The organism is Oceanobacillus manasiensis, assembly GCF_000724085.1.
In the GTDB taxonomy this organism is placed as follows: domain Bacteria; phylum Bacillota; class Bacilli; order Bacillales; family Amphibacillaceae; genus Oceanobacillus_B; species Oceanobacillus_B manasiensis.
Genome location: NZ_CCDL010000003.1, coordinates 493,082 through 507,001, shown reverse-complemented (window position 1 = coordinate 507,001; position 13,920 = coordinate 493,082). Strand labels below are relative to the sequence as shown.

Sequence of the window (13,920 nt, the reverse complement as noted above, 5' to 3'; positions counted from 1 at the left end):
AAACCAATAACATGCTGCTTATTTTTACCTTTGTTCCCTATCCTTTTTGACTAAGGACCGCTATAATGAGGAGTGGAATCTTAAGAAAGAAAAGGTGTTTTAACATGAGTTTATTATCAGTAAGTAACTTGAGCCACGGGTTTGGAGACCGTGCTATATTTGAGGATGTTTCCTTTCGCTTGCTACAAGGAGAGCATATTGGACTTCTAGGTGCAAATGGTGAAGGAAAGTCTACTTTTATGAACATTATCACAGGAAAATTAGAGCCAGACGCAGGGAAGGTAAGCTGGGCAAAGCATGTGCGTGTTGGCTATTTAGATCAGCATGCCGTGCTAAAAAAAGGCATTACCATACGTGATGCGCTGCGGACGGCTTTTCAATATCTATACGATATGGAAACAGAAATGAACGAACTTTATGGCAAAATGGGAGAAGTAGAGCCAGAGGAACTTGAGGAAATCCTTGAGGAAACTGGTCGTATACAAGACGCTTTAACCAACAACGATTTTTATATTATTGATGCAAAGGTCGATGAGGTAGCAAACGGACTTGGACTCGATGATTTTGGGCTAGAGCGAGATGTTCATGATTTAAGTGGCGGGCAGCGTACGAAAGTGCTTCTAGCTAAATTACTCTTAGAGAAACCCGATATTTTGCTTTTGGATGAACCGACAAACTATTTAGACGTAGAGCATATTGTCTGGTTAAAGGAATACCTATTGGCATATGAACATGCCTTTATTCTTGTTTCCCATGATATTCCTTTTATGAACAGTGTGGTCAACCTTATTTATCACATGGAAAATCAGCAGCTCACCCGCTATCCTGGTGACTATGATGAATTTTTACGTGTGTATGATATGAAGAAGCAACAACAGGCTGCCGCCTATAAAAAACAGCAAAAAGAGATTGCTAATTTGAAGGACTTTGTTGCACGAAATAAAGCAAATGCAGCAACGAGTAAAATGGCAATGTCCCGTCAGAAAAAACTAGATAAAATGGAAGTAATTGAATTAGATGCAGAGAAGCCAAAACCTCAATTTGAATTTAAAACAGCACGGACACCAGGCAGATATCTGTTCGAAACAAGCGACCTCGTGATCGGTTATGAAGAACCGTTGTCCCGCCCATTAAATTTAGCGATGGAACGCGGACAAAAGCTTGCACTATCAGGTGCAAACGGCATTGGTAAAACAACCTTACTCCGGAGTATTCTAGGCGAAATCCCTGCTCTTTCAGGTAATGTAGAGCTAGGTGAGCACCTTCACATTGGATACTTTCAGCAGGAAATGAAAGAGGTCAGCAAGAAGACCTGTATTGAGGAGGTTTGGGATGAATTCCCTCATATGAATCAATATGAAGTGCGGGCCGCTCTAGCTAGATGTGGCCTTACTACTAAACACATTGAAAGTAAAGTACAGGTATTAAGTGGTGGTGAGAAAGCCAAGGTACGACTTTGCAAACTGTTAAATCGGGAATCCAACTTGCTTGTACTCGATGAGCCCACAAATCACCTTGACAAAGAAGCCAAGGCGGAGCTTAAACGTGCACTTAAAGACTTTAAGGGGAGTGTTTTACTCATTTCCCACGAGCCAGACTTTTATGAAGACATCGTAACAGAAGTCTGGAACTGTGAAGATTGGACAACAAAAGCATTTTAGAAAAAAAACGAAGAGCGCCTAGTTCAATACAGGCGCTCTTTATAATTGCATTGTGATGTAGATCATAAGAGTTAAGAAAAACAGCAATGCCTCTATGTTATAAATGAAAGGATTTGGCTTTAACTTTTCCGTTAGTTTGATTCTTTTTATTGTGCTTACATTGATCAGGTTATTCAGGTAATAAATGATCATAAGACTAAATAAACTCATCAGTATTGCCATTGTGATTTCTTCATTTATCCAAAATGCTATAGCTAGGAAAATAGACCAAATACTTTTGAATACATTTGCTAATCCCTCAAAAGAACTTGAGAATGTATCAAGCATCCACGAAGCTCTTTCATCCCAAACTTCACTCTGTTCTTGTTTTACAATATGTACGATATGCCCTGTCTGAAAGCCCATTGTGATAACAAGCATCAATAAGTAGACAAAGCCGAAGATGCTACCTGTAAAAAGGAGTTCTTGCTCTAGCTCAAAATATAGTGCGAATGGCAATGGTAGCCACATAGCATACATGAAACCCATTAATAAATGAAGGAATCCATGTTCCTTGTTTTTTATAAGCTTCATGAAAGTAAGAAGCATTGTAACAAATATACCAATCCCTATCCATCCTAGAATAACTGTAGATAATATCACCTTTATAACCCCCTACCCCAAAAACATTGTGATAACAATAGATAAGAACAAACTTAGAAGAAAAGATGCTATCCAATGCTTTTTTTCAGTAGTTTTAAACATAATATTTAAGAAAGAACTGATTCCTAACATAACTACAAATGAAAATACCATCATAATTAACTGGTTCATATTTTAACCGCCCCTCTTAAATAAACACGTACATAGAAACAAACTTATTTCCAAATTGATCCATAATATGATAACCTTACCAATATCTTATATTAAACTCTTACTGCATTTCAATATGTTTGTACGTCTTATTAAACAATTTGTTAATCTTATAAAATCTCATATACTTGGCTATAACATTATATTTTTTTACATCATTCATAGTTAATTGTACCTAATTATTCGGACTATCCCGATATTCTATCAGGTCGAGCGATTCACGTCTTGGCTTTTTTCGGGTTTTTGTATACATATAAAATAAAATTAATAGGGGGAAATAAGCATGAAAAAAATTATGATTGGCACAGTTATTACCTTAGCTTTTATAGCTACTATTTGGTTCGGTTTTAACTCATTGTGGAATTGGGGAAATGAACAACAATTAGCCGAAGGTAGTAATAGTAGTGTTGCCGACGCAAAAGAAACAAATCAAAAGAAGGAAAATGGTTCCGAAAATATTAATACCAACCAAGACGACACGGCAGAAGAACTATCCCGGTTAGATAAGGTTTTATCAGAAATCAATGAAGATGAGTTACAATTAGATATTGACGCAAACACGAGTCAAAGTAAAGTTGTAGACGTTATGCATCAAATGGTTCACCAAAAAGTTAGAGCTGAAAAAAAGTGGGGAAAAATCCCAATGCACCCAGACACAATCGCACAGGTTTATATGGTTGTAAAGAACAGCAACTTTGATAACAAAGCAACTTTATTGGGCATCCTTGAAAATTGGAAAGATAAAGACTTCAGTAAAGCCGTAAACGATCATAACTATTTTTGGGAATACCAAGATGGAACAGTAGGAAAAGCAACAGCCTCTTTATCTATTTCTGAGGAAATAGCTTATGTTGAAAGTAATTTTCAATAGCATTAAATCCTAAAATTCATATCTTATACCAAGAAAGAGGAACTATAAATTATAGTTCTCCTTTTTATATTATCTTTTTTTATTACTGAGCCCATAGTAACTCAAGAAATCTATCTTTCTTGTCCTTAAACGGTAATCGTATGATTCTTACGACCATCAATTAGGTGACTAAGTTTCAGTTTTTCATTCATTCCTCTCCACTAACTTCCTATGGCTATCATGTAGTAAAATAAAAAGATAACTAAAAACACGATGCCTACAAGAGCAAGGTATATTATCCTGTTTACTTCTTTTTTTAAAAATACAGATAGCCCAAGAATGATTAAGTAGAATGGTAGAACAATAATTAAAGGAAACAACATCATCTGTAATGACCATGCTACAGCTTCAGTTGAAGTTTTAAAAGAAGCACCGGAATCGTTAAAACCAGCAAGAAATATAGTACAAAGAAAAATAGGAAGCAGACATACTATTGTAGCACCAATAAAGTATAATAATGTGAACCCTACAGAGTTATCAGCTTTCATTTGAAGAACTCCTTCCGTTCAATATCGTTATAATTAATTACTATACCGAATCTTTTCATACGGACATATATATATAGAAGACTTAAATAATTAATATCTGATTATAATGTGAATTACAAAATCTACTTATAGAGATTTTCTTATGTGATTTTTAAAAGTAAAAAACAAAAAGGCCACGAGCGTGACCTTTTAAAATGCACCGGAGCCGCCGCCACCGCCACCAACTCCCGCACCTCCACCTGGTGTTCCACCACCACTAGAGGAATATGCAGCTGCTGCAGTCGTATGCGCCTCTTTGAAGTTATGGTTGATTGCAGCGGCAATTACCATAAACATAACAAAATCAGTTTGCCCACTATTATATGTTGGCGTATTCTTCATCATTTGTTCACTCATTTTGTTCGCCTTTTTGCTATGAGTGCCAAGACTATAAATAAAGGCACGCTTTTGGTCATCATCCTGTAGCTCTCCCCATTCCTGTTCCTTTAAATAAGGATACTTTTCTTGAAAACTTTGCCACTGTTTATGGATCCGCGCCCCTTTTACTGTTCGTGGGGAATATAGACCTGCAAAACTTAGGAAGGTACCGAAGAAAACAATTGTTAAGGCCATGCTAAGAAACAATTCATATATTCCAAATAAGATAATAAGTGGCAGCATTAATAGAGTAGAGAGCCCTACGGCAATTCGTAATTTACCTTCTGTTGATGTTAACTTATTGCTTTTAACTTCACTTATCACTGCCTGTTTCCATTTTTGGAAATCACCTTGATACGCTTTATGATTCTTTTTATCTTTCGTATATTTCTTTAAGTGCTGTAGGGTAAATTCCCCATTACGACCAATCTTATCAAATAACCAACTAATTAAAATGGATTCATGCTTATGGTCTGTTTCGCGTTTGATAACCGTAAATTGCTCTTTTCCATCATGCTTTACAAAGCCCTTCCGTACCAAATCTAGTAAGGCAGCCGTCATCGTCTTTTCGTTTATCAGACGTCCATTCATATAGGCAATGGTAGCTGGTAGACTCATTTCTTCTTTTGGCACAAAATATGAATTACCAAAGCGACGATCAGCCTCCCTCTGAATAGTGTTTCTCTTTTGAACGACATACATAATTAACAACAGTAAGTAAACGGTGAGAGCCCCAATTACATAGGGAGAAATATTTGTGAAAAAGTTTTGCCTCTTTTCATAGGCAGCTTGTTTTTGTTCTTGCTCTTCTTTACCCACAAGGATTTCTTCGCGCATAGCTTTATCCGCTGTTAAAGGAGTATTAGGGAAAAGCGACGCATCAAAAGTCGTTCTAATATCACCATTATGGCCACTATCAACAAATCCCATTGCAAAATGAACAACGCCCTCTTCCTCTACCTTCTCTGTACCTGCAGCTTCATCTTCACCATAAGCAATGACTCCCTCTGTTGGTTCAGGTGGATAAACGTATACGTCCATTTGTGCATAATCTGATTCATTGCTTTTATCAAAAAATGGCCAGTCGAACCGAGCAACATCTGTATATTTTTCAATGCCATTTTCAATCATATAAGATATATTAATTGTTATCTTTTCATCAGAACCACTTCGGTATATACGGTAATTATTAACTTCCTGCTCTACCTCAAGTATCGCGTCCCCTTCTCGTGCAACTACATTACGAATTGCCGTCTCCTCTTTAGGTATAAGGGAACGCGTGATACCATTAAATTCTCCGTCGAATGAATAAGTGTGTGATTCTCTAACCTGGACACTACCATTGTCCTGCAAGTAGGCATCGATCCTCGATTGTTCTATAGAATAATCTACAGCCAATACTTGGCTAGGAAAAAGTAAGAATACCGTTAAAATACTAAGCAATAATCCTATTTTCTTCACTCACTACGCCCCCTCTAGTTAATATGTAATACGGATTAATTAACAAAAAGTTTCATAATGTTTCATAATGTTTCACAGGGTGCATGATATATATTCCTTAAACACAAAAAACCTCCCACATGGAAGGTCTCTTAAACTTGCTTTCAAAACTAAAATCCTTCGACAATTTCTCCACGTACCGGCTCCTCGACACTTAATTTAATGCGAATCGAGGTAGCTTCCTCCCATTCTGCACTATCTGCTACGTGATAATGAATATGGGGCTCAGTAGAATTCCCGGAATTCCCAGCTAAACCAAGTAACTCTCCTGACTTTACTTTTTGCCCATCTTCTACTATTATGCTGCCTTTCTTAAAATGGCCTAACACGCTAAATTCACTATTTTCATGTTTGATAATGACATGATTTCCTAGAGGTTGCTCCGTGTTTGTATCAACTCCAGGTGTGTTGTCCTCCATATCGTTTTCTACAGAAACAACAACACCTTCTAAAGGTGCTACAACATCTTTACCAAACGCAGGATAGCTTTCATTATCTTCCGGATCACCTTCAAAATTGCTTTCTCCATCTTTAATAATTAGATCATAAGCATACCGCTGGTTATCATAAGGATAATGGTAGTTAACAAGCTCGTTCACGCCTCCCCAGAAGGTAAACCAAGGCTCGTTAATTGGCATTTGGTAGGTATTCTTTGTATAATCTGCATCTGCTTCTAAATTGGCTGTTATGTTTAATACCTGTAATCCCACTATTGTATGATCTTCGGTGAAATTAGCCCTTATTCCTTTCTTTCCTTCTTCACTTACCCATTGATATTCCACCACACCTGGAGAGTTCAACTGTGATGTAAGGGAAAAACCTTTCACTCCACTATTAAACTGCTCTCCAATACGTTTAAATTCCTCAAATGAGACCTCTTTCTGGAAAGATTTACTCAACTGATTATAAAGTACTTCATAGTTACCCGAAAGAAATTGATCGGGAAATTCGGCTGCTGGTATTGTCTCTTCCATTGTATTTCCCTTCCCTTCTACTTCCTTAGATTCAGAAACATCTTTATCACTGGTGCAAGCTGTCATTGCAAAAAGAAATAGCAAACTCAAACTCACTCTCAATATTGTGCGCATATACACTCCCCTAACCAATAGATCTTCTTAATTTTAATACGTTTCATAACTAATAAAGTTTCGGTTATAGATTAAAAGACAAAAACACCCGAAACTAAAAGTTCCGGGTGTAATTCTCTATTATTGCCAAGACTGCATAAGGTCTTTAAAAAATTCTGTGTTAAATGTCCAAGTAAAATGACCAAAATAGCTTAGCCAGTCTGTTCCAGTCAGTTCACCACTAACAATAAACACACCAATAAACATTGCCATATATAATGCTATAGAGAGATAGCATTCGGTTGTTTCTCTCCAATACGGTTTGTCTGTTTGCATCATCTATCATTTCCTCTTCTCATCTTATTTTCTGATAAAAGAATAAAATGAACTAGGAGAGATAGTTGGACTGGTATTTTTTTATATGAATGTGCCACGTGTATCTTGGTCTATCAGGAAAAAGCAATTCTGTTGTTAAGAGCTTTCCCCTTGGAATTGCTTTTGTTAAGAATGGTGGCAGTGAAGGGGGGTGATCTACCTTATCAACATCTGAAGAAACAACACCAGTTGTGATATGGGCAATTTCTATCTGCTGTATGTCTTTAAATGCTGAAACTGTCTCCTCTGAGGAAGCAGTTTCCTGTATATGTTGCACCAATATTGTCGCCTGGCTAATACCGAAAAAAACCAGTGTTGCAATGAATAAGTAAATAAATTGCTTCCTCATAATGTCCCCCCTCTATTTTTATCATACCAAGATTTTTGATAATTGGATAGATACAGTCTAAGCTATTAACTCCAATATACTAATTGGAATTCGAAAAAAATAAAAGAAAAAACCGTAACCCTCACAGAGTTACGGTTTTAAAAAACAAGCCTAAGATTTCTTAATTCACATCTCCGAACAAGTACTTCTTGCGGTAATAAGAAACCATCCAAATGCCGACTCCGCTCAACAACATGATAGCTCCCAATAGGAGATACAGGTAGATCGTTGTGGCCGTTACCGGCAAAGCAGATCCTCCACTTTTACCACCATGGTGGGTTGTATTCTCTATGACCTGATTATCATCTTTGTTGTCATTCAGATCTGTTGGCTGTTTATTTTCATCTTTTTCTTTATCCGGATCGTTATCAGCGGAAGGATTTTCTACAACTGGATTCTCCTGATTTCCAGGATCCGCTATTTCTCCCGGCTTCTCACCATCCTCTCCAGCATTTCCCTCATCTGGATCTTGTGGGGCTTCTGGAATATCCGGATCCTCTGGATTATCTGGTTCTACAATCTCACCATCAACTGTAAGGAAACGCCAAATGTCCGAACGTTTTTTTCCACCGTATTGATCTGTTGCTTCGACATACCAGAAATATTCACTGTTCGGATTTAATTCATTCCAAGTTACCGAAGCCGTTTCCCCACTCGGTACACCTGTTACTTCTCCAATCAGTTCATCTGTATAAACATTTACCTCTACATAATCGGTAGCAACTTTTTTTGTTTGTGCTGCCATATCAAAATCTAATGAAAATTGATCTTTTCCAGGAAAATCTTTTGGATCGTAATAATTATAATTGTCAAGGTGAGGAGAATAAGTTTCTACATCGATCTTATTTTCATCCATGTTAAAGTTTAATATCCTTAAATAACCTTGGCCACCTTCAGGACCACCTTGATAATCGGCTAACATCTGATACACTGAACGGTCTGGAGTCCCGTCGCCGTTATCATCTATTTCATCAATTAACGTTTGTGCATTGTGATAATGTCCGCATAAAACAGCGAATACATTTTCATTTGGTACGACAACCTTTTCAAACAATAAATCACCTGTTGGACTTCTGTTACCTGTAGCGAGTAAATATTCGTGTACATTTAGAATTGCTTTATGGTTTGGATGTGCTTCCAACACCTCATTTAACCATTCAATTCCTTCTTCCTCAATGCCCCACCCGAGGTGTACCATAATGAAGTCTATTCCATTTACGGAGATTAAATCGTAATGTCCACGATTATCTTCGAAGGATCCACCGTAATATGAATTTCCTGCGAACCGTTCTTCTCCAAAGAACTCGGAGTAATTCCTGTAGTCACGACTTTTATTATAAACGTCATGATTACCTGCTACAACGCCATACGGAATGCCAGCTTCGTCTAGTACGCGCATGGACTGATCTGCTACTTCCCATTGGTCAAAATCATCATAGACATTCACTAGATCACCTGAATGAAATACGTACTCTATGTTACGCTCCTGCTGGTTTTCAGCAATCCAATTGACTTGTTTTTCATAAATATAAGGGTAGCTCTCGGAGTAATACTGGGTATCTGCCATCCAGATAAAGCTAAAATCTTCCCCAATGTCTGCTATTTGGTCCTGCACAATCACACTAACTTTGTGATCTTGTAAGTATTTAGACCCACTCACCGAACCAATCAGTTGAAATGCTTCCTCACCAGCAATCGTCGAAGTTAATACATCCCAACTATCCGTAGCATAATTCCATGCATACATGGTTACTTTTCTACCAGGAAGGGAAGATCCATCCCACACAATTTCTATTTCATCATTTTCATCAACCATCTCATCAACTGTTACATCGAAACGATGGTAAGGAAATTGTAAATCAGACTCTGTTGACAGTTCGTTTCCATCTAATTTTTGTAATGCTTCACGCTGCTTCTCGATCAGACGTTCCTCTCCATCTGGCATGTATCCATTTGGAGGCTCTGTATCCACAGCGTTTTCTGAGATGACAAGATTAGCATCCTCAGCTGTATATTGATAAGACTCGTAGAAAGCGACATCCATCACATCGTTTGTAGGGTCCGTTACTTTAACAGATAAATTAGCACTGGTGCCCTCGGCATCGTTGGAGAGCCAGTCTGGTAAAAGCGGATTTTCTTCTACAACGTAAAAGCTTACCTTTTCCTCTGCAGTATTCCCAGCCAAATCGGTGGCTCGGAATATAACATGATGTTCACCAGCCGATAACAGGGCAGATGAAGTTTCATATGGAAGAGAAATATATTCTCCATCCAATTGAGCCGTAACTTCTTCTACACTACTACCCGTATCCGTTGCTTCCGCGTCAATTGTGAGTGCACCCTTATAAGTCTCCCCTTCTACAATTGTAGGCTTCAGCACTGGCGCCGTGTTATCCGTTACCACTGTTGCTTCAACTTCTTCCTCTTCATAAACAGCTTTAACCTTATGTTCACCATCTTCTACAGTGCTTGTATCAAATAGATATGCTGTGGAGGTGAACTGCTCTTCCTCTAGCTCAAAGTTAAAATCATATACCCACTCTTTCCCTGGGTTATCCCCGATTGGGTGATTTTTTGTTGGATCGGAATATTGTGGATCATATAAAGTCGTTCCGTCTGACAATACCAAGCGAATGTTCCGAATTGTAAAGTCATTTCTATTTTCCTTTGATTCGTCATCAAATGGACTCACCTTATTGCCAGAGCGTATAGTTATCGTATTTTCACCTTGATTTAATCTTTCTGCAGAAATTGGTACGGTAATTGTTGTAAACTTCGTGTACGTATCATCAAAAATTTCCAATATTTCATCGCCCATGGTAACACCATTTTGGAAATAAATATTTGTATCTTTTACATCAAAAGCAAAATAGGCTTCTGTTTCCATGGCCATAAATGTATCCGTTACTTGATTGTCGTCAATATAAAGTTCTGTTTCGGTACTGTATTGATCTGTTGTTGCCTTTATAACTTTTTCTCCAGACAGCAAGTCCTCGTTACTTACATTCAGACGTAGTCCTTCCTGTAAGTTTTGATTTTCGATCGCAAGTTTTATCCGTTCTGATGTTGTTCGGTTTCTACCATCACTAGCAACAAAATAATATTCCAGTTCGCTTTTTCCAATCAATTCTGGCTCATAGACGATATGGCCATAGTAGTCATCTTTCTGTCTTTCCAAACTAACCTTTCGGAAATCATCCGTTCCATCTATACGATAGTATAGAAAGACTGATTTCACACCAAGTTGGTCCGTCACTTTTGCAGATAGTGTGATAGGTTGTTTTGCAGTAATAGGTCCTTCTATTGATGCAATTTCAATTACCGGCTTTATAGTATCTTCTGGGAGCTGAACCTTCTCAGGTGGCACCTGTTCTGTCATAACCTTCCCTGGCGTTGCTTCCCACTCACCTGCACTAATTTTTGTAGTATGAAGACCACCACCTGTTGGATAACGATAAAAGATTCCTTTATCCGGAACAGTGTCTTTCACACCTGCCACTTCATTGTAAGTAGCATAGGAAAGCTCTTCACCTGTTTTGCTCGCAATGATAAGAGTACGCTCACTACCGTTAGCCATTCCATCATTGTATATCTTAAACAGATTTTTCCCTTCAATTAAGTTACTGTTAAAGTTAGCATTAAAATCATCTGAACCTTTATCAGTATTTCCGTGGTTAATAACCCAAAATACTACTGTCTCACCTGATGGTATGATAACTTCTTGATCCTCTTCTGGTCCCCAGATTAAATCTCCTTCGGCACCTCTATTTGGGTAACGATAACGTAATGTGTAATCACTAAAATCAATCGTTTCAGTTGAATTATTATATACTTCAATAAACTCATAAGCATCTGCACCATTTGCATTTACTGTATCCGGTACAAGTTCTGTTATCAGCAATGCAGGGACTTTCTGATAATCAACTGGTTCAGCTGGTATTTTTATATCTTTTTGCTCAGTGCTTGTCTCTCCAGATTGGTTGGAAGCAGTTAAAAAATACGTTACCTGGTCACTCCAAATGTGTTTACGTGGAATGGTAACCGTATAAACAGAAGCATCTGCCTCGGACGGAACCATGTGCAACGTTTGGAAGTCTATGTCCTTGCTTTGCTGAACAGAGAGAATTGCTCCAAGTATCTCCTGATCAGACCTTATTTCCACCTCAACTGTAATGTTTTCCTCCGTTATTGAAAAATTCGGTTCCGCAATAACCGGTTTTTTTGAAGAATCATCAATTACAACCGGCTTTTGTGGCACTTGACCGTCAACAATAGTTAGTGGTGTAACCGTCTCGCCTATGCCTACTTTTAGCATGGTATTCCCTTGTCGTGGATAGCTATATACGATTCCTTTATCGGGATAGACATCTTTACCATCTTTATTATAAGTTGCAGAAACGATTTCATTTGAAAATTTATCCGCAACAATTAAAGTACGTTCACTACCATTCGCCATTCCAGCGCTTTGAATTTCTGTAGCATGACTTTCTGGCAGATTGAATCCATAGTGATTATTAAAATCAGCCAACTCTAACTCCTGGTTTCCGCCATTTTTAATCCATACGATAAAGCTTTCTTGTGGCTGAATAATCTTATCGTCGGTAAGGTTCCAAATTTGGTCCGCTGTATTGGTTGGATAGCGATAAATAACTTGATAGTCTTGCATATTAATAGCCTGATTGGAGTTGTTGTAGATTTCGATAAATTCATAAGCATCTGCACCATTAACATTTACCGTGTCTGGTGTTATCTCTGTAATGAGAATGCGTGGTACCTGTTGGAAATCTGTCTCGCCCTCCACTGTAACAACTGCTTCTACTTGACCTGCTTCCGGCAGACTAAATGTTTCACTATCATTGGTTTTTGCTATAATCCGATAACTAAAATGTGGTGACCATAATTCTTCCTTAGGAATAGTTACGGAGTATAGATCAGAACTCTCCTTATTTGTTAGGGGAAGTTCCTTTTTTTCCATTCCTTTTCCTGTCTTGTACTCTACAGTGACCTCTGAGGCTTCTTTAACAGTTGCCTCTATAGTTAAGTCTGCATTCCCATCTATTTCTGTAATTTCCTCGTGATCCATTACCTGGTCTGTTTTCTTTTCTAGTGTCTGGGATTTCGTCGTATCCTGCTCTGGATTTTCTTCAGCTGTTGTAGGCTTATCTTCCTCTTTGGAAGCATCATTTTCTGTTCCTTTTGTTTCTTCTGTACTTTTTTCTGTTTCTGATTCAATAACAATTGGCTGTTCAGGAACTTGACCTGCTACCAATACTCCAGGTGTAGCGGCCTCTGCGTTCCCACCATTCTTCATTTCACCGTTGCTGTAGTAAAAAAGCTGACTCTTAGTATCATTAGAAATATAGTTTACTAGGCTTACTATCTCTGTTGACTCCTTGTCCACTAGCTTTATTGGAACATCTCCAGAAGAAATAGTCGTTTCAATAATGATAATATCTTTTTCTTCTATTGTTGCATTATAGTGCTTATTAAACTGACTTATATCAGCCCCACTCTTTGTAGGCCAAATAACCACCGTATCCTGCGGAGATACTTTCCGATCTTCAGGAAAAGAAACTTCCTTTTCCCCTATGAAAAGCTGATAATCCTTAAGCAACAAAGTCTGATTTGTATTATTGTAGATTTCTATAAAAGGCTCTTCATCCAAATTGGCTTCTGCAATGAATAACTTTGGCGCCTGCTCATCTTTTCTGTCCACTTGCTTGTCTACCTTTACAGTATAGACATCTGATTGCGCTTGGCTCTCTGCATTGGCTGCTGTAAACCAATAAGCAACATCTTCAGCCCATAAGGCCGTATCTGGAATAGATGCCGTAAATGCATCACTTGCAGCCTTGTTCATATCTACAAGTACTGGCTTGGAATCTTTTGTTGATTTGTAATGTAGTTGGGCGTTCTCTGCGTTGGGGATGCTCACTGTTATGTCCTGAGACTTAGAATCAGTAAGGATAGGAGGTTTTTCATGCTGAAAAGTTATAGCGATTTTCTCTGAAGAAGTATCTATGATGTCTTGGTCGGTTTCAAGTGGCTCGTCTGTAGTAGCCGTCTCTCCATTTTGATCTATTTTCTTTCCATCTGGTATTTCGACAGCTGCTAATGCGATCGTACCTGGTTGTAACAGTGTTGAAACAAATAAAAATATCGCTGTTATTGCGGCAAATAGCCTATGTACCCTTCTATTCCTCATTCTCTTCCCTCCATTTAAAGTTGTCTATTTAATTATAGATTTCAACTGTTAACAGGA

9 protein-coding genes are annotated in these 13,920 nt (G+C 38.0%); 2 read left to right on the top strand and 7 right to left on the bottom strand.

Annotation, left to right across the window (positions count from 1 at the left end):
* The first annotated feature begins 104 nt into the window (after positions 1–104).
* Positions 105–1,661: an ABC-F family ATP-binding cassette domain-containing protein gene (locus tag BN985_RS16075; protein ID WP_042224705.1), complete on the top strand. Its 1,557-nt coding sequence runs from the start codon at positions 105–107 to the stop codon at positions 1,659–1,661.
* Between the two features lie 39 nt (positions 1,662–1,700).
* Here the strand turns inward: BN985_RS16075 and BN985_RS16070 are convergent, their stop codons facing one another.
* Positions 1,701–2,303, bottom strand: coding sequence for a hypothetical protein (locus BN985_RS16070; RefSeq protein WP_042224704.1), 603 nt, complete (start codon positions 2,301–2,303; stop codon positions 1,701–1,703).
* Between the two features lie 493 nt (positions 2,304–2,796).
* On the opposite strand from BN985_RS16070, the gene BN985_RS16065 reads away from it, so the two are divergent.
* The gene (locus BN985_RS16065; protein ID WP_052360719.1) at positions 2,797–3,384 is read left to right on the top strand and encodes a DUF6241 domain-containing protein; all 588 of its coding nucleotides are present in this window, start codon (positions 2,797–2,799) and stop codon (positions 3,382–3,384) included.
* Between the two features lie 200 nt (positions 3,385–3,584).
* Here the strand turns inward: BN985_RS16065 and BN985_RS16060 are convergent, their stop codons facing one another.
* From BN985_RS16060 to BN985_RS16035, 6 genes are all read right to left on the bottom strand, one after another.
* Positions 3,585–3,911 carry a hypothetical protein gene (locus BN985_RS16060; RefSeq protein WP_042224703.1) on the bottom strand — a complete coding sequence of 109 codons (327 nt, stop codon included), beginning with the start codon at positions 3,909–3,911 and terminating at the stop codon, positions 3,585–3,587.
* Between the two features lie 189 nt (positions 3,912–4,100).
* Positions 4,101–5,789, bottom strand: coding sequence for a DUF2207 domain-containing protein (locus BN985_RS16055; RefSeq protein ID WP_042224702.1), 1,689 nt, complete (start codon positions 5,787–5,789; stop codon positions 4,101–4,103).
* 149 nt (positions 5,790–5,938) lie between these two features.
* On the bottom strand, positions 5,939–6,916 hold the full coding sequence (locus BN985_RS16050; RefSeq protein ID WP_084157581.1) for a peptidoglycan DD-metalloendopeptidase family protein: 978 nt from the start codon (positions 6,914–6,916) through the stop codon (positions 5,939–5,941).
* Positions 6,917–7,036: 120 nt separating this feature from the next.
* Positions 7,037–7,234, bottom strand: a complete 198-nt coding sequence (locus BN985_RS16045; protein ID WP_042224698.1) for a hypothetical protein — start codon at positions 7,232–7,234, stop codon at positions 7,037–7,039.
* A 49-nt stretch (positions 7,235–7,283) separates the two neighbouring features.
* On the bottom strand, positions 7,284–7,619 hold the full coding sequence (locus BN985_RS16040; protein ID WP_042224696.1) for a hypothetical protein: 336 nt from the start codon (positions 7,617–7,619) through the stop codon (positions 7,284–7,286).
* Between the two features lie 160 nt (positions 7,620–7,779).
* Positions 7,780–13,863: a lamin tail domain-containing protein gene (locus BN985_RS16035; RefSeq protein ID WP_052360718.1), complete on the bottom strand. Its 6,084-nt coding sequence runs from the start codon at positions 13,861–13,863 to the stop codon at positions 7,780–7,782.
* Between the last annotated feature and the right edge of the window lie 57 nt (positions 13,864–13,920).

Bases quoted from the DNA above. Each gene is read 5' to 3' on its own strand.
- BN985_RS16045 (WP_042224698.1), bottom strand. From the start codon at position 7,234: ATGATGCAAACAGACAAACCGTATTGGAGAGAAACAACCGAATGCTAT.
- BN985_RS16040 (WP_042224696.1), bottom strand. From the start codon at position 7,619: ATGAGGAAGCAATTTATTTACTTATTCATTGCAACACTGGTTTTTTTC.
- BN985_RS16060 (WP_042224703.1), bottom strand. From the start codon at position 3,911: ATGAAAGCTGATAACTCTGTAGGGTTCACATTATTATACTTTATTGGT.
- BN985_RS16075 (WP_042224705.1), top strand. From the start codon at position 105: ATGAGTTTATTATCAGTAAGTAACTTGAGCCACGGGTTTGGAGACCGT.
- BN985_RS16035 (WP_052360718.1), bottom strand. From the start codon at position 13,863: ATGAGGAATAGAAGGGTACATAGGCTATTTGCCGCAATAACAGCGATA.
- BN985_RS16050 (WP_084157581.1), bottom strand. From the start codon at position 6,916: ATGCGCACAATATTGAGAGTGAGTTTGAGTTTGCTATTTCTTTTTGCA.
- BN985_RS16065 (WP_052360719.1), top strand. From the start codon at position 2,797: ATGAAAAAAATTATGATTGGCACAGTTATTACCTTAGCTTTTATAGCT.